The 15802-nt window shown below is 65.5% G+C and carries 16 protein-coding genes; 2 read left to right on the top strand and 14 right to left on the bottom strand.

From position 1 onward, the window contains the following. Positions 1-74: 74 nt before the first annotated feature. Both GGR90_RS01355 and GGR90_RS01360 read right to left on the bottom strand, forming a co-directional pair. Positions 75-1757: a hypothetical protein gene (locus tag GGR90_RS01355; protein WP_167918763.1), complete on the bottom strand. Its 1683-nt coding sequence runs from the start codon at positions 1755-1757 to the stop codon at positions 75-77. Then, positions 1754-2749 carry a glycosyltransferase family 2 protein gene (locus GGR90_RS01360; protein WP_167918765.1) on the bottom strand — a complete coding sequence of 332 codons (996 nt, stop codon included), beginning with the start codon at positions 2747-2749 and terminating at the stop codon, positions 1754-1756. Before GGR90_RS01360 ends, GGR90_RS01355 begins: the two co-directional genes overlap by 4 nt. A gap of 186 nt (positions 2750-2935) precedes the next feature. On the opposite strand from GGR90_RS01360, the gene GGR90_RS01365 reads away from it, so the two are divergent. Beyond that, on the top strand, positions 2936-3352 hold the full coding sequence (locus GGR90_RS01365) for a GFA family protein (protein ID WP_167918767.1): 417 nt from the start codon (positions 2936-2938) through the stop codon (positions 3350-3352). Here GGR90_RS01365 and GGR90_RS01370 read toward each other — a convergent pair. The 9 genes from GGR90_RS01370 to GGR90_RS01410 form a co-directional block, all read right to left on the bottom strand. Continuing rightward, positions 3334-4713, bottom strand: coding sequence for a serine hydrolase domain-containing protein (locus GGR90_RS01370; protein WP_245198339.1), 1380 nt, complete (start codon positions 4711-4713; stop codon positions 3334-3336). The genes GGR90_RS01365 and GGR90_RS01370 overlap by 19 nt on opposite strands. 1 nt (position 4714) lies before the next feature. Beyond that, complete coding sequence (locus GGR90_RS01375) at positions 4715-5068, bottom strand: MmcQ/YjbR family DNA-binding protein (protein ID WP_167918771.1); 354 nt, start codon at positions 5066-5068, stop codon at positions 4715-4717. A 14-nt stretch (positions 5069-5082) separates the two neighbouring features. Next, positions 5083-5829 (bottom strand): hypothetical protein, encoded by a 747-nt coding sequence (locus GGR90_RS01380; RefSeq protein ID WP_167918773.1) that lies wholly within the window; start codon positions 5827-5829, stop codon positions 5083-5085. 86 nt (positions 5830-5915) lie between these two features. Next, on the bottom strand, positions 5916-7235 hold the full coding sequence (locus GGR90_RS01385; protein WP_167918775.1) for a replication-associated recombination protein A: 1320 nt from the start codon (positions 7233-7235) through the stop codon (positions 5916-5918). A 2-nt stretch (positions 7236-7237) separates the two neighbouring features. Next, a complete protein-coding gene (locus tag GGR90_RS01390) occupies positions 7238-8392 on the bottom strand; it encodes a glycosyltransferase family 4 protein (protein ID WP_167918777.1) in 1155 nt (384 codons plus the stop codon). Between the two features lie 41 nt (positions 8393-8433). Continuing rightward, a complete protein-coding gene (locus GGR90_RS01395; RefSeq protein ID WP_167918779.1) occupies positions 8434-9378 on the bottom strand; it encodes a hemolysin family protein in 945 nt (314 codons plus the stop codon). Between the two features lie 17 nt (positions 9379-9395). Next, positions 9396-9902, bottom strand: a complete 507-nt coding sequence (gene ybeY, locus GGR90_RS01400; RefSeq protein ID WP_167918789.1) for an rRNA maturation RNase YbeY — start codon at positions 9900-9902, stop codon at positions 9396-9398. A gap of 39 nt (positions 9903-9941) precedes the next feature. Next, on the bottom strand, positions 9942-10817 hold the full coding sequence (locus GGR90_RS01405; protein ID WP_167918791.1) for a sigma-70 family RNA polymerase sigma factor: 876 nt from the start codon (positions 10815-10817) through the stop codon (positions 9942-9944). After that, positions 10817-11275 carry a carboxymuconolactone decarboxylase family protein gene (locus tag GGR90_RS01410; protein ID WP_167918793.1) on the bottom strand — a complete coding sequence of 153 codons (459 nt, stop codon included), beginning with the start codon at positions 11273-11275 and terminating at the stop codon, positions 10817-10819. The genes GGR90_RS01405 and GGR90_RS01410 overlap by 1 nt, the downstream gene beginning before the upstream one ends. A 225-nt stretch (positions 11276-11500) precedes the next feature. On the opposite strand from GGR90_RS01410, the gene GGR90_RS01415 reads away from it, so the two are divergent. After that, positions 11501-11878, top strand: a complete 378-nt coding sequence (locus GGR90_RS01415; protein WP_167918795.1) for a DoxX family protein — start codon at positions 11501-11503, stop codon at positions 11876-11878. 64 nt (positions 11879-11942) lie between these two features. On the opposite strand, the gene GGR90_RS01420 is transcribed toward GGR90_RS01415, so the two are convergent. The 3 genes from GGR90_RS01420 to GGR90_RS01430 form a co-directional block, all read right to left on the bottom strand. Beyond that, positions 11943-12221, bottom strand: a complete 279-nt coding sequence (locus GGR90_RS01420; RefSeq protein WP_167918797.1) for a hypothetical protein — start codon at positions 12219-12221, stop codon at positions 11943-11945. Positions 12222-12448: 227 nt separating this feature from the next. Beyond that, positions 12449-13426: a DUF6607 family protein gene (locus GGR90_RS01425; protein ID WP_167918799.1), complete on the bottom strand. Its 978-nt coding sequence runs from the start codon at positions 13424-13426 to the stop codon at positions 12449-12451. Positions 13427-13446: 20 nt separating this feature from the next. Further along, positions 13447-15660, bottom strand: a complete 2214-nt coding sequence (locus tag GGR90_RS01430; protein ID WP_245198341.1) for a TonB-dependent hemoglobin/transferrin/lactoferrin family receptor — start codon at positions 15658-15660, stop codon at positions 13447-13449. Between the last annotated feature and the right edge of the window lie 142 nt (positions 15661-15802).

Here is a 15802-nt window from a genome sequence, read left to right on the forward strand (position 1 = left end):
CAGCCATCCATAGAAGCCGCTGCGTTCTCGGATCGATGTGTGGCCAGGCTTGGGGCTTTGACATGCGAGTCCGATCAAAAAGGCATGAACAAAGGGCCACCCTCATCGGGTTGGGCCGGCGGACGGATGCCGTTGCCCCAGATGAGGCGGGCCGCGCGGGCACCCGGCACCGAAGCGGCGTGAAGCCCGCGGTCGAGATGAACGACCTGGCCCGGGGAGACCGCACGGCCGTTCAGGACCACCCCCGCGTCACGCACCGTATAATCGCCAGGCACCCTGACGCGGAACCGATGCTCGCCGGCGCCAGCGGGAATCGCCTCTCCCGCCACCCAGAAAGGACCCCACAAGGGGATATAGGTATCGCGGATCGCCGCGAGGTCGCCGGGCAGAAACTGGGGCACCGGACCGGTGCCGTTCAGCGCCGCCTCGAACATATAATCGTCGTTGACCACGAGCGGCACCGGTGTCGCCGCCATGGTTGCTTCCATACTGGGAAAGGCGCCGGCCAGATATTGTTCGGTGCCCCACGGGGTCATGAACACATTGGCTTTCGGAAAGCGGCCGAGCAGCGCGCAACTGTCGAAATAGGCTATGGGGCGCGCGAACATCCGGTCGGCCGCGCGCAAAATGTCGCGTTGGCGGTCGATCGGATTATATGGCTCGACGAGCAACATAAATCCGGCACCGAGCAAAAAGACCAGCGCAGCCAAGCGCCCGCCATAGTGCTGGATCGTCCACGACATCGACAGGCCGCAGGCAACGACGGCGGGCGCCAGTATATAGACGTAAAAATAAGGCGCCGTATTATGGTAGAAGAGGAAACTGGAAAGCGGCGCGAGATAGCCCGCGAGACAGATTTTCTCCGCTTTCGACAAGCTCGCGGCGCGCCAGATCGCGAACGGTGCCGACAGGATCAGCAGCGTCAGCGGCAAGGAGAACAGGGCACCGCCGAGCAGATACCGGCCGTAGGAGATCGAACCCAGATTGAACATCTTGTCGCCCGCGCGCGACACGACCGAGATGGCCTCGCCGCCGCTTCCCGCCGCCAGCGATGCGGCATGCAACAGAAAGATCGCCGCGAAAATCGCGGCCGTGACGACAGCGGTGAGCGCAAGCCGGACGGCGACTTGCCCCTTGCCGGTCGCTTCCGACCAGCGCAACCACGCGATACCCACGAAGAGCGGCGCATAGAGCGCCGTCTTGATCGTCAGCACCGCCGCGGTGCCCGCGAGAGCCGCCGCGCCCAGGATCGCCCAGGCGTCGAGCCGCGACCGCAGCATGATCCACGCCGAGGTCATCAGCAGGGCGGTGGCCGGAGCGTCGAAGCGGAACGATGTTCCGTGCTGCAACACATAGATGGCGGTCAGATAGGCGAGCGCGCAGCAGGCGGCAGTGGTCCGGTCGACAAAGCGCGCCGCCGACCCGGCGATCGCCGCCGCGGTCAGCAGGACGCAAAAAAGCATGAACAGCCGGATCAGGATGATATGGTCGACCCCCGTGCCCGGCAGGTCGACGACCCAGAGGAATGCCCGCGTATAGAGCGTCTGCAACGGCTGCGACAGCGTGCCCCGCGCCAGCGCGTGAATCTGGCTGTAGTGATAGAATTCGTCCCAGTTGACGGCGCGCGTCAGGGCGATGTGGAGGTGCAGCAAAAGCGCGGCCCCGATCGCGAAACACGCCCACGCAAAAGGCCCGGAACCGACCTGCCCTTCGCCGCGCCCCGCGACGAACGGGCGACCGACGAGCGCCCCTGTCACGCCGCACCCTTGCGCGGAGCGCGCTCGGACGGCGCGGGCATTGCCGCGGCGTCGATCCGCCCCTCGATCTCGCGTAGCCGTGTCAGGCTCTCTTCTATCAGTTTGCGGTTCGTCGCGATCAGATCGGCGAGAATGCCGAAGGTGGCGGTGAGCGCGCCCAGCACCAGCAGCGCGCCGCCGATGACCAGCGACTGGACATGGCCGTCGCCGTCGCCGCCCGCCCAGAACCACAGGAAGCGCAGCATCGGCAGCAGACCGGCGAACGTCATCGCCAGCCCAAGCCCGACGAAGACGCGCAGCGGGTTATAGGTCGTATAGGCGCGCGCCATCGTGATGCCGGTGTTGACGATGAAGCGCGGGATCGATTTGAACAGGCGCGACGGGCGAAGCGTGGCATTGGTACGGACCGGCACGCTGAGGATCGACAGCCGCTTGCGGCCGGCCTGGATCAGCATGTCGGTCGTATAGCTGAACTCGGTGGTGATGTTGATGCGCTGTGCCGCTTCGCGGCTGATCGCGCGAAAGCCGCTGACCGCATCCGAAATCCGCACATTGGCGAGGCGCTGGACGATCGCGCTGCCCAGTTCTTGCAGCCGGCGCTTGACCGGACCGAAATGCGCATTGTCGGCGACCCCGCGGTCGCCGACGACGATGTCGGCGCGGCCGTCGAGGATCGGCGCGACGATCCGAGCGATGTCCTCGCCGACATATTGGCCGTCGGCGTCGGTGTTGACGATGATGTCGGCTCCCGCCGCGAGCGCGGCATCGACGCCCGAACGGAACGCGGCGGCGAGACCGCGGTTGGTGCGGTGGCGCACGACATGATGCACGCCCCACATCCGCGCGACCTGCGCCGTATTGTCGGTGCTGCCGTCGTCGATGACGAGGATTTCGATCGTGTCGATGCCGTCGATCTTGCGGGGCAAGGCCGCGAGCGTCGCGGGGAGGTCTTCGGCCTCGTTCAGGCAGGGAATCTGGATGACCAGCTTCATTGTGCCGCCCTCCGGCTCACCGCCCATTCGCCCATTCCGCTCTGATCCATGGAAATCCCCAACATTCCGTGTCCTCGCGGCCTAGGGGCTTGTGGTTAATATCGCACTAACGCGTGCATTCGGGGCCATTGCTCCCGCGGTCATGTTTATGTTATGTTCTCCACCCGATTCCCCGAGGAGCGAACGATGACCGACGAAGCCCCCCGCGCCAGCGGCCAGTGCCATTGTGGCGAAATCCGCTATTCGATGAGCACCGCGGTGCAACACCATGCGCTGTGCCATTGCAGCGATTGCCGCCGTCATTCGGGCGCGCCGCTCGTCGGCTGGGCGCTCGTCGGCAACGACGAGATCGAGATCAGCGGCACCGCGAAAATCTATGCTTCGTCGGAGCATGGCCGCCGCCATTTCTGCGGCAATTGCGGCACCGGGCTCTTCTATACCAACGAGACGATCTTTCCGGGGCAGATCGACGTGCAGAGCGCGACGCTCGACGATCCCGACCTGATCCCGGCGCAGGCGCAGATCCAGACCGCCGAGCGCATCGGCTGGATGGAGAAGCTGGGCGACATGCCCGCCTTCGAACGCTACCCGCCCTTCGAATAGCGGCGATCATCGTCGTCGGCGGCGACGACCGCCGCGACGAGCTTCGCGATGTCGAGCCGGACCTTGCCGTCGTCATAGCCCTGGCGGACGATCACGAGATCGCGCGACGGGATGACGACCATATATTGGCCGCGGTTGCCGAAACCGCCGAAGGCGTCGGCGGGCACGCCTTCCGACTTGGCGAGCAGCCAGAAGCCGGCGCCATAGCCGAAATCCCGGTCGGGCTGCGGCCCGCTGGGCGTTGTGACGAAGCGCCGCCAGCTTTCGGGAAGCAGGCGCTCGCCGCGCCACATGCCGTCATTCTGGTAGAGCAGTCCGAGCCGGGCGAGATCGCGCGCGCTGGTCCAGACCTGACTCGAGAGGATATAATCGCCGTTTTTGTCATGCTCGGCAAAGGTGCGTGTCATGCCGAGCCGGTCGAAGAAAGCGGCGGGATCGAGCGGCGCCCCCGCCTTTTCGAGCGCGGCCTTCAGCGACAGCGTCGCGAGCAACGTGTCGTTGTTGGCATAGCGGTAGCGGCTGTTCGGCGGATTCAGCATCGGCCATTGCGTCGTCCACTGGCGCACCGATGCGCCGCCCATATAGATGGCATCGCTGCGGTTGCCCGCGGTATCGCTGGTGAGGCCGCTCGCCATGCGCATCAACTGTTCGGTGGTGATCGCGGCGCGCGGGTCGCCCGGCGTCTGCCACTCGGCGATCATCGCGGGCTTCGTCACATCGATCCGGCGCTGCTCGACCGCATGGCCGATCAAGGTCACGGCCATCGACTTGGCGACCGAAAAGGTCCGCTGCGCGGTGTGAATATCATGGCCGCCCCAATAGCGTTCATGCGCGATGCGGCCATTCTTGACGATCAAAAGCGAACTGGTGCGGCCGCCGAAGCGGGCCATATCCGCCGTCGCTTGCTCGAACTTCGTCTGCCCCTTGGACACCGGCCAGCGTGCGTCCTTGTCGCCCATCGGCCAGGGCTGGGCATCAAGATCGGGGCGGCGTTCAACGGGGCGAGCTGCCTCCGCGGGCTGCGCTCCGATCGGTAGCGTGACGCAGCCTTCGCGCCCGCTCCATTCGGCAATGCGCGGCGGCATATCGTCGCGCCAGGTCACGCTGACCCGTTTCGCTCCTTCATCGACCTCCGCCTTGAGCGCGCGGACGTCGGCTTCGATCTCGGGATAGATGCCGGTGAGTTCGTCGCGCTCGATCGCCTCGATCGGCTTGCCCGCGCCGTTCCACAGCGACGAGCAGGTGAAGGCGGCGCGATAGCCCGCCGCCCATGCGCGCGCCAGTTCGGCGTCAGGCTTCGGCGCCTGCGCCGCTGCGGGCACCGCCCCCGCGAAGAGCGCGGCACCGACGAGCCACAGCAAATCAGGGCCGATCGCCGAACGCCTGCCGCTGCGCCTTTTTCGCGCGATCCCACCAGGCGCGGCGCAGGACATCGGCGACGCGTTCGGGGTCGTCGGAGCCGTAGCGGACGAGCAGCGCGTGCCAGCCTTCATAATGCGGAGTCTGCCAAAAGGTGTCGGGATCGGTTTCAAGCAGGATTTCCTTTTCATCGGGCTTGCACATCACGGCGAAGCTGCCGGGCTCGCGCCCCGGCGATGCGAGCGCCTTGCCGTTGAGCTTGGGACAGGGGGTGCCGTAAAAGGACAGCATCTCGACATCGGGAAGCGCGCACGCGAACGCGACCACATCGTCCCAGCTGTCGAATATCAGCGCCATCTTGCCGGTGCAGCTCAGTCTTCCAATGTCCCGGCGGTGACCTCTATGTCGCGCCCCAAGGGCTGCATGGGCTGGAAGCGCAGGCGCGTCAACACCAGCCGGTCGTCCTGGATGTCGAAGTCGAACAATGCGTTACCGCCGCGCGGGCAGCATTCACCGTCGCCCTCGCGCGCGACGGGGGCGGATGCGAACATCTCGTCGAACGCGAATCGCGCCGGACCGCGCAGCCAATAGCCCGTCGGCAGCAGCTTGCCGCCCTGCTCCGCCCAGTCGGACAGGTCGACGCGGCGCCATTTGGCCGTGGCGGCGTCACTGACGAACAGCGCATCGGCATTGCCGCCGCCGCTGCCGGCAAGTGAGCCGCCGACGTGCACGAGCCGGCGCTTGTCGTTATCGACGACCAGATCGGGCGTGCCGATCGACCCCGAGCTTTCGGCGAAACCCGCGAGCGACGCCTTGCCCGCCTTGTCCTGCGACACGAGCACCAGCATTCGCGCTTGGGCGCCGTCGCGCGGGGCGAGCAGCATCTTTTGCCAAAGCAAGGTCGTGCCGCGGTCCGCGGTGTTGATCCGCCCGCTCGCCTCGACGCTGCATTTGCCGCCGAAATCATAGAGGCATCGCTGCGCGATACTGCCGACGCGCGCGCGGGTCAGCGCGATCTTCGCGGTCACCTCCGCGGCGGTGCACGGGATTTCGATGGTGCCGCCTGGACAGGACAGGATCGGTGTCGCTGCGGCGGCAAGGACAAGCGCCAATGCCATGATGACTACCCCAGTTCCGGCGCGACCCGACGGGGCGAAATTATACCCTCGCGGCACACGGAGCAAGGCTCGGAAAGACCCCAGGGTCAGTCCTTCGCGCGGCGCCTTTCGTCCCACCAGGCGAGGCGTTCGGCGATACGCTTTTCGAAGCCGCGATCGACGGGGCGGTAGAAGTCCGCGGGCGCCATGCCGTCGGGCCAGTAATTATCGCCCGAGAAACCGTCGGGCGCGTCATGGTCGTAGCTATAGCCGGCGCCATAACCCAAATCTTTCATCAGCTTGGTCGGGGCGTTGAGGATGTTCGCGGGCGGGGCTAGGCTGCCCGTCTCGCGCGCCGAGGCCCACGCGGCTTTTTGCGCCGCATAGGCCGCGTTCGACTTGGGCGCGGTCGCGAGGTAGAGGCACGCTTGGACGATCGCGAGTTCGCCCTCGGGCGAGCCGAGGAACTGATAGGCGTCCTTTGCGGCGAGGCATTGCACCAGCGCCTGCGGGTCGGCGAGGCCGATGTCCTCACTCGCGAAGCGGGTGAGTCGGCGGAGGACGTAGAGCGGTTCCTCGCCCGCGACGAGCATCCGCGCGAGCCAGTAGAGCGACGCCTGCGGGTCCGACCCGCGCAGCGCCTTGTGGAGCGCCGAGATCAGATTGTAATGGCCGTCGCCGCCCTTGTCGTAGACCGGCATCCGGCGGTGAAGAAATTGCGCGAGTTCGTCCGGACCCAGCGGTTGTTCGATCGTCACCGAGAACAGCGTTTCGACCTGGTTGAGCAGAAAGCGCCCGTCGCCATCGGCGCTGACGATCAGCGCCGCGCGCGCCGCGTCGGTCACCGGCAGGCGCTGCCCGATCTCGGCCTCGGCGCGCTCGATCAGCGTGCCGAGCGCCTCCTCTCCGAGCCGATTGAGGACGAGCACCTGCGCGCGGCTGAGCAGCGCGGCGTTGAGCGCGAAGCTGGGATTCTCGGTCGTCGCGCCGACAAGCACCACGGTGCCGCGCTCGACATAGGGCAGGAAGCCGTCCTGCTGCGCGCGGTTGAAGCGGTGAATCTCGTCGACAAACAACAGGGTGCGCTTGCCCGCCGCCGCCATCTTCTCGGCATCGGCGAAGGCTTGCCGCAAGTCGGCGACGCCCGAAAAGACAGCCGAAAGCGGCGCGAAGCGCATCCCGACGGCTTCGGCAAGCAGCCGCGCGATCGTCGTCTTGCCGGTCCCGGGCGGACCCCAGAGGATGATCGACGACAATTGCCCCGCCGCGACCATGCGGCCGATCGCGCCTTCGGGGCCGGTCAGATGCTCCTGCCCGACGACTTCGGCGAGGGTGCGCGGGCGCAGCCGTTCGGCGAGCGGCGCGGCGCCGCTTGCGCCGCTGTCGCGCTGGGCCGGTGCATCCTCGCCGAACAAATCCCCGGCCATCGTCAGGATCGCCGCTGTTTCTGGCGGATCAGGCGGATATAGGTATCGGCGACCGCCTGGTTGATCGCATCCCATTGGTAGGCGCCGCTTTCGCGCACCGCCGCGGCGCCATGTTCGGCGCGAAGCGGGATGTCGCGGCAATAGCGCTGGAGATGATCGGCAAAGCCGGTGATCGATCCGGGCGCGACGAGATAGCCCGTCTGTCCATGTTTGACGATGCTCGCGCTGCCGGTGGCGCGCGCGGCAACGACGGGCAGCCCGCACGCCATTGCTTCGAGCGTCACATTGCCGAAGGTTTCGGTGACCGACGGATTGAAGAAGATGTCGCACGAAGCAAGCGCATGGGCGAGATCCTCGCCGCCCTGAAAGCCGACGAAATTGGCGTCGGGGAGGCGCGATTCGAACCAATCGCGCGCCGGCCCCTCGCCGATCACGACGACCTTGTGCGGCACGCCGCGCCGCTGGAGCACGTCGACGGCGTCGGCAAAGACGTCGAGCCCCTTTTCCATCACCAGCCGGCCGAGAAAGGCAATCGCGGGAACATCGTCGTCGATCCCGAGCGAGCGGCGCCACGCCATGTCGCGCCGGCCGGGATTGAAGACCGCCTGCTCGACCCCGCGCGTCCAGATGCCGATGTCGTAATTCATCCGCTGGTCGCGCAGCACCTGCGCGAAGCTTTCCGACGGCGCGATCAGCGCGTCGCACTTGCGGTAAAGCTTGCGCAGCCAGGCGACCATGACGGGTTCGAGGAACGACAGATTATAGTAGCGGACATAGGTTTCGAAGCGCGTGTGTACCGAGCAGGCGACCGGGAGCCGCCGGCGCCGCGCCCATGCCGCCGCCTGCCGCGACACGCGGTCGGGACTGGAGATATGGACGATATTGGGCGCGAAATTGACGATGTCCTCGCGAACCCGCGACGAGAAGGACACCGGAACGCGATATTCGCTGCGTCCCGGAATCGCCATCGACGGCACGCTGACAAGGTCGCCGGTCGGTTCGAAATCGGGGTTGGCGACGGTCGGCGAATAGACGCGCACCGCCGCGCCGTGCGCCAGCAGAAAACCGACCAGACGGTTGAGCGCCTTGTTCGCGCCATCGGTGGTCATGTTGTAATTGCCGCTGAACAGGGCGATGCGAAGGTCGGAAACTTCCATCGGGCTTCGCCTAATCCTTTAACCCCGCAAAGGCAATTGCATCAGAACTCCTCGGTCCGTTCCGAGGGCGCCTCGAGATCGACTTCGACGGGCGGGTGCAGCCGCAGGCGATGGACGCGGCGCTCATCGGCCTCGGTTATCTCGATGCGCCATCCGCTCGGATGGACAAGGATCTCGCCGACCTCGGGCACATGCCCTGCAAGCACGGCTGCGAGCCCGCCCAAAGTGTCGACATCCTCGTCGACTTCGGCGAGGCGCGGGTCGATCGCCTCGCCGACATCATCGAGCTCGGCGCGCGCGTCGGCATTCCAACAGCCGTTTTCGCCCGCGACGATCAGCGGCTCGGGCTCGTCGTCATGCTCGTCCTCGATCTCGCCGACGATTTCCTCGACCAAATCCTCGATCGTCAGCAGACCTTCGGTGCCCGAATATTCGTCGATGACGATCGCCAGATGAGTACGCTTCGCGCGCATTTCGGCGAGCAGGTCGAGCACGCCCATCGATTGCGGGACATAGAGCGGCTGGCGGATCAGGTCGATCAGCGGCGGCGGCGGTCGCCCCTCGGCGAGCACGGCGAACACGTCCTTGACGTGGATCATGCCGACGACCTCATCGAGATTTTCGCGATAGACCGGCAGGCGGCTGTGCCCCGCTTCGGCGAAGAGCGCGACGATTTCGGCGAAGGGCGCACTTTCGGAAATGGCGATGATGTCGGCGCGCGGCACCGCGACATCGTCGACGGTCTGCTCGCCGAAATGGAGGAGATTGCGCAGCATCTTGCGCTCGATCTGCGACAGGTCGCCGACGATATTGCTGCCGCGCCGGTCCTCGCCCTCTTCCTCGGCCTCGTCGATGACCTCTTCGATCTGTTCGCGCAGCGACGGTTCCTTGTCGCCCCCGAACAGCAGGTTTCGCAGTCCGGACAGCAGCCCGGACCTGCTACTGTCCTCTTCCGATCGGTTCGAAGATCCCTGGTCGTCGGGCATTTTTCCGGCTTTTCCTGTTAATCCTGATCCGCATATGGATTGGCGATGCCCAGCGATGCAAGGGCTTTCACCTCGAGCGCCTCCATCGCGGTCGCCGAGGCGTCGTCCATATGGTCGTATCCGACGAGGTGCAGCGTGCCGTGGATGATCAGGTGCGTCGCGTGATCGACGACCGAAACGCCCTTTTCTTCGGCCTCGCGCATACAGGTTTCGCGCGCGAGCACGATATCGCCGAGCAAGATCTCGCCGTCATCGCTGTTGGCGAGCCCTTCGAGCAGGTCGTCCTGCACCTGCGGAAAGGAAAGGACGTTGGTCGGCTTGTCCTTGCCCCGGAAATCGCGGTTGAGCGCCTGCACTTCGATATCGTCGGTCAGACGCACCGCGATTTCGACCAACGGCGCGGCGTCGGCGAGGCTCGCGAAGGGCGTCAGCGCCAGCGCCGCCGCGGCGGCCTCCGCCGCGCGCGCGTCCCAGTCGAGGGTGTCGGGCCACGGGGTCGCGGTGTGGGTTTCGATCGAAAGCATGATGGCGCAACTACCGGCAGCGACCGACGTTGCACAGCGTTAATGCACATGCCGCAGCTTGTCGGGATTGCGCATCACATAGATCGCGACGACCTTGCCGTCCTCGATATCGAGTGCGGTGGTCTGCATCTCGCCGTCGGCTTCGCGCGTGACGAAGCCCGGCAGGCCGTTGATCATGCCCGTGTGCACGAGCGTCGAGCCATATTTGCCGAACAGTACGGCAAGGCCGCGGTGCAGCTTGAGCACGATGTCGTAACCCAGCACCGGTTCCATCGCGGCCGGGCGCTTGCCGCCGCCATCGGCCCACATGCCGACATCGGCCGCGAGCAGCGCGCCGAGCGCGCCCATGTCGCCGCTGCGCGAGGCGGCGAAAAAGGCGTCGGCGATCGCGAGCCCCTTTTCCTTTTCGAGCTTGTAGCGCGGGCGCGCGTCGCGGACGTGGGTGCGGGCGCGCGCGGCGAGCTGACGCGTCGCGGCCGGATCGCGGTCGATCGTCTTCGCGACCTCGTCGAACCCGACGCCGAAGACATCGTGGAGGAGGAAGGCCGCGCGCTCCAAGGGGGAGAGCCGTTCGAGCGCGAGCATCAGCGGCAGCGTGACGTCATCCTCTTCCTCCTCCTCGACCAGCGGGTCGGGAAGCCAGGGACCGATATAGGTCTCGCGCTGCCGGCGCGCCGACTTGATCTGGTCGAGACAGAGCCGCGTCACGGTGCGGCGAAGGAAAGCCGCGGGCTCGCGCACCGCATCGCGGTCGGTGCCGAGCCAGCGGATGAAGGCGTCCTGCACCACATCCTCGGCATCGGCGACCGAGCCGAGCATGCGGTAGGCGACGCGGGTGAGCAGCGGGCGCAGCGGGTCGAAACTGACCGCCGCGTCCGCCGCAGCGACGCCGTCCCGGACGCCTTCGGGGGTCATCAGGCCGCCTTCGCCGGCGCGCCGCCTTCGTACCAGAGGTCGAAGCCGACCGCGATCCGGTTCCAGCCGTTGATGACGTTGATCATCACGGTCAGGTTCATCTGTTCCTCCGCGGTGAAATGCGCGTCGAGTGCTGCGCGCGCCTCCTTCTGTGTGTGCCCTTGCGACAGGCGGGTCAAGGCGTCGGTCCAGGCGAGCGCGGCGCGTTCGCGATCGGTATAGACCGGCGCTTCGTGCCAGGCCGCCACGAGGTAGATGCGTTGCTCGGTTTCGCCCTTCGCACGAGCCTCGGCGGTGTGCATGTTGATGCAGTTGGCGCAGCCGTTGAGGATCGACGAGCGGATTTTCACCAGTTCGACCAGGCTCGGCTCGAGGCTGTTTTGCGCCGCGAGGCTGACCGCCATCCACTGCTTCATCAGCTGCGGCGAGGCGGCAAAGGGGTCGGTTACCTTGGACATATCGTGTCTCCTTCGGGGGGGTGTACCGGTATGACGAGACGGGAATGCCGGATGTGACATGACGCGCGAGAAATTTTCCTCAGCTCGTCATTGCGAGCGAAGCGAAGCAATCCAGAGCACGCGCAGACCGCCCTGGATTGCTTCGCTTCGCTCGCAATGACGGCTTGATAATCGGCGGGCAAGGCGTAGCATCGCGCTGTTTTTCGGCAGTGGAGGGGTAAGCTAATGAAATTTCTGAATGGTTTCGGCGAGCAAGCCTATGCGCTGCTGCGCGTCGTCGCGGGGCTGCTGTTTCTGGCGCATGGCGTGCAGAAATTCTTCAATTTCCCGGTCGCCTTCCCGATGCCGCTGAACCCGATGCTCCACGCCGCGGGAATCATCGAACTGGTCGCGGGCGGCCTGATCGTCATCGGCCTGTTCACGCGTCCGGCGGCCTTCGTCGCCAGCGGCATGGCGGCGGTCGGCTATTGGATGATGCACGGGAGCAAGGGGCTGTACCCGATCGTCAACGGCGGCGAGACGATCATCCTCTACTGCTTCATCTTCCTGTTCATCGCGACGCGCGGCGCGGGGATATGGAGTGTCGACGGGGCGAAGAAATAGGCTTCGGCAAGACTATATGCAGAGGTCATTCCTGTGGGGTCTGGCGCTGGGTGCAACGCTGGCGTTAGGTGGCGTCGCCGTTGCCCGCGTCTGGATAAAAGATCGCCCTGAACCGCTCTATCTGCGGATTGCCGATGACAACTTTCACGAGACATTCGACACCGAAAATCCGGAGTTCCAACCCGAGGACGGTCCAACCAGCATGAGGTTGATCAGGGGCTGCAAAATAGCGACCTTTATGATCGATACCATGGGTTTGGATCACACAGGATCGTCGTTCGTCAGGATCGACTCGACGCCAAAAGCCAAACTGAATTGTCTGATTGGCGAAGCGCGCGCGCATTCGATGTCGCTAGCGATCACGCGAGGATTGGACACCACTGAGATAGTCTGTGTTCCCGGTTGGCCCACACGATTCAGGGATGATCCCCCAGCTGAGCCATGCCCTCGCGGCAACCCAGACCCGATATTCCGGGAACGGCACAAGGAAACAACCGAAACAGCTCAAACAAAATAGGGGACGGCCCTTTCGAGCCGCCCCCAGTTTCGGGCTTCACATGGTGAAGGTCGTCAAAGCCCCCGCGTATTCGTCTCGATCAGCTTCTTCGCCTCGGCGATCGCCTTGGCGGTGGTCAGCTTCTTTTCCTGAACCTCGTCGGCCATTTCGAGCAGGCGGCCGCTGATCACGGTGCCCGTGTCGGCCTTTTCCTCGATCGCGATGCCACCCTTGGTCTGTGCCACGCGGTCCCATTCGGCGCGCACCGCAGCCCAATAGTCCTTGGTTGCCGCCCAATAATCGTCGGCGGCCTTCACGTCATATTGGTCGTATTTGATATAGGTATTGAGGACATATTCCTGGACGATCGGCACCAGCTTGCCGTCCTTGGTTCCCATCTTGGTATTGTCCTGCCAGTGGATCCAGCCGTCGGGGCTGGGCTGGTGGCGGTTGATCGAAAGGTAGCGGTCGTAGACGGGGCTCCGCACGGCGTCGCGTCGCGCGAGGGGGCGCCACGTCCAGCTCGAGCGCCAGCGGCGGATGCCGCCCTGCGTTTCGAACTGGCCCCAGCCGGCGTATCTGGGGGAATCGTCGACCTGGTAGACGGTCTGCGACCAACGGCCGGTGCGCATCCGTTCGGGGACGTCTTCCCACGCCCATATATTGCGATCCGAATAGGCGAGGATTTTCGCGGGCTCATATTCCCAGTCCTGCCGCCAATGCTTGATGACGAAGCTCTTGTCGTCGTCGCCGGTGATGACGAGCATGTGCTGGAGTATGATCTTGCGCCCCGTGTCCTCGACCACGCGCACGACCTCGTTGCCGCCCGAACGCTTGGGTTCGAGCACTTCGTAATCGGGATCCCAGCGCGTCGATTCCTGCATGTTGAAGCTGACGCGGTAATTGCCCGCCATCGCGAGGATGTCGGCGCGGTCCTGCTTGAAATTGGCGGCGGCTGCCTCGGCGGCGATCGGCGGGTGGGCGGAGGCGGTGACGGGAAGCGCGGCGGTGAGCATGAGCAGCGCGGCGGCGATCTTGCGACAGGTTTTCATCGGTGCAGTCCTTCTTTGGTTCAGAAACGGAAGCTGAGCGACGCGCTCGCGTTGCGGCCGGGCTGGGTATAGGCATCGGTGATGGTCGAAGTGGAGGCGAGCCCGCGCACATCGCTCCACCACGCATATTTCTCGTCGAGGATGTTGAAGACGCCGGCGCGCAGCGTCAGCCCTTGGGCAACCCGCACGAAGGCGGTCGCGTCGAGGATGGTGAAGCCGTCGGGGCGGAAACATTCGGGAGCGCAAAGCCCCTCGGTCCGCGACGCTTCCTTGCGCGCGCTGTGCGTCATGATCAGCTGGCCGCCGAACCGGCCCGCAGGCTCGCGATAGCCGACGCCCGCGACGAGTTTCAGCGGATCGACCGTCGACAGCGGCACGCGCGTGCCGTCGGGCAATATCTCGTTGCCCTTCGCATAGGATAGGGCGAGCGTCGTATACAGGCCGGACGACGCTCGCCCCTCGAACCGCGCTTCGGCGCCTTTGACCCGGGCGCGGTCGAGATTCACGAATTGATAGACGGCGGGATCGGCGGGCGTGAAGCTGCCGCTCACCACTTCCTGGCTGATGAAATCCTTGTAGCGCGCCGAAAAGGCGGTGACGTCGAGGCTGACATGATCGCTGGAAAAGCGGATGCCGCCCTCAAAGCTTTCACTGCGCTCGGGGCCGAGGTCGGGGTTCGGCGCCGAGGTGTAGCCGAAGGCGAAATTCTCGAAAAACTGGTTGACCTGCCCGGGCTCGGGCGCCTTGAAGCCCGTCGCATAATTGGCGAACAGCCGCACGCTGTCGGTGATCTTCCACAGCGCGCCGAATTTGGGCGACAGACGCGACCCGTCCTGCCCCGCGCCGCTGAAGGCGGGAAGCAGCGGATCGTCGTCGGGCGACAGATCGTACCAGTCGAAGCGCAGCGCCGGATAGAGGATCAGCCGGCCGTCGGCGATGCTGATCTCGTCGCCCGCGAACAGGCCGGCACGCGTGAAGTCGGTGCTCGGGAAGGCGCGGGTCGGAAAGACTTCGCCGAAGGGCGGAACGGTGCCGTCGCGCAAACCCCGCTGGCGCGTCTTGCTGATGTCGCCGCCGAAGACGAGGCGGTGTGCGATCGCGCCGGTCGCAAAATCGGCACGCGCATCGGCCGAGGCGCCGATGACGCGGTTTTCGAAGGTGTTGAGGCGCGTGCGGTCGGCGGCGGGGGTGCGGTCTTCCTCGGTATATTGATTGTCCTCGCCATCCTGCCAGTAAAGCGCGACGCGCGCGAAATCGATCGCACCCTCGCCTTCCCAGCTCCAGTCGAGCGAGACGCGCTTGCGTGTCCCGCTGTCGAAACCCTCGAGCCGATCGACCGACGCGCTGAGGCCCGTCAGGCCGTTAGTGTAAAGATGCGTATCGAGATATTCGCCCGTCAGGCGCAGCTTGTGGCCGTTCGCGGGGTCATAGACGATGCGCGCGAGCGCGGCGTTCGAGCGGCCGTCCTGCGGATTGGGTTCGGTCCGCGCCGCGCCCGTTCCGCCGACGTGGCCCTTGTTGTCGAGCTCCTGCCAGTCGCGGCGGGTGTAAGCGGCCATCAGCGACCAGTCGCCGCTGCGGCCCGCGAGGATCGCGGTCTCGCTATACTCCTCGTCGGCGCTGCTGTAGCCCGCGCGGAGGAGGCCGCCGACATTCTTGCCCGTTTCGAGAAAATCGACGGGATCGGCGGTGATGAAGCTGACCGCGCCGGCAAGCCCGTCGCTGCCGTAGAGCGCCGACGAGGGGCCGCGCAGGATTTCGACCGACTTGATGAGGCCGAGGTCGACATAGTCGCCGCGCCCCGACGCCTGCGCACCGAAGCTGAAGCCATCGGGAACGCGCACGCCATCGACCTGGATCAGCACGCGGTTGCCGCCGATGCCGCGAATGTTGAAGCTTTCGTTGCCGGCGCGGCCGGTGGCGCCCAATGCAGCGCCGAAGCGCGCGGGTTGCCGCTGGACGCTGACGCCGGGTTCGAAGCGGACGAGGTCGCGAATGTCGGTGACGAGTTCGTCGGCGATCTGCTCGTCACTCTTGACGCTGACGGTGACCGGCAGGTCCTCGGCCCGCACCGCGGTGCGCGTCGCGGTAATGACGAGTTGGTTCTTGCGCGCCAGCCAATATTCGCCGTCATTGTCCTGCGCAAAGGCCGGCGCGGCGCTTGCGGCGAGCGCAAGGCCCAGCGCGCTGCCGACGGCAAGGCGGGATACGGACGGCGAACGATGGCTGGTCAATTTTCTTCCCCTGATTAAATTGCGATTGACTCGCAATAGCGGCGCTCTAGGCGCGCCAAATCAGAGGGTCAAGATGCTATTGCGAATCACTCTCGAAAATCGGTAGCATTTGTAGCCGATCATCCCGGCGAAGCCTGTCCTG

It is taken from the genome of Sphingopyxis italica (genome assembly GCF_011926545.1).
GTDB lineage: Bacteria > Pseudomonadota > Alphaproteobacteria > Sphingomonadales > Sphingomonadaceae > Sphingopyxis > Sphingopyxis italica.

Excerpts from the sequence above, each read along its gene's own strand:
- GGR90_RS01360 (WP_167918765.1), bottom strand. The coding sequence starts at position 2,749 with ATGAAGCTGGTCATCCAGATTCCCTGCCTGAACGAGGCCGAAGACCTC.
- GGR90_RS01365 (WP_167918767.1), top strand. The coding sequence starts at position 2,936 with ATGACCGACGAAGCCCCCCGCGCCAGCGGCCAGTGCCATTGTGGCGAA.
- GGR90_RS01375 (WP_167918771.1), bottom strand. The coding sequence starts at position 5,068 with ATGGCGCTGATATTCGACAGCTGGGACGATGTGGTCGCGTTCGCGTGC.
- GGR90_RS01380 (WP_167918773.1), bottom strand. The coding sequence starts at position 5,829 with ATGGCATTGGCGCTTGTCCTTGCCGCCGCAGCGACACCGATCCTGTCC.
- GGR90_RS01385 (WP_167918775.1), bottom strand. The coding sequence starts at position 7,235 with ATGGCCGGGGATTTGTTCGGCGAGGATGCACCGGCCCAGCGCGACAGC.
- GGR90_RS01390 (WP_167918777.1), bottom strand. The coding sequence starts at position 8,392 with ATGGAAGTTTCCGACCTTCGCATCGCCCTGTTCAGCGGCAATTACAAC.
- GGR90_RS01395 (WP_167918779.1), bottom strand. The coding sequence starts at position 9,378 with ATGCCCGACGACCAGGGATCTTCGAACCGATCGGAAGAGGACAGTAGC.
- ybeY (WP_167918789.1), bottom strand. The coding sequence starts at position 9,902 with ATGCTTTCGATCGAAACCCACACCGCGACCCCGTGGCCCGACACCCTC.
- GGR90_RS01405 (WP_167918791.1), bottom strand. The coding sequence starts at position 10,817 with ATGACCCCCGAAGGCGTCCGGGACGGCGTCGCTGCGGCGGACGCGGCG.
- GGR90_RS01410 (WP_167918793.1), bottom strand. The coding sequence starts at position 11,275 with ATGTCCAAGGTAACCGACCCCTTTGCCGCCTCGCCGCAGCTGATGAAG.
- GGR90_RS01415 (WP_167918795.1), top strand. The coding sequence starts at position 11,501 with ATGAAATTTCTGAATGGTTTCGGCGAGCAAGCCTATGCGCTGCTGCGC.
- GGR90_RS01420 (WP_167918797.1), bottom strand. The coding sequence starts at position 12,221 with ATGCGCGCGCGCTTCGCCAATCAGACAATTCAGTTTGGCTTTTGGCGT.
- GGR90_RS01425 (WP_167918799.1), bottom strand. The coding sequence starts at position 13,426 with ATGAAAACCTGTCGCAAGATCGCCGCCGCGCTGCTCATGCTCACCGCC.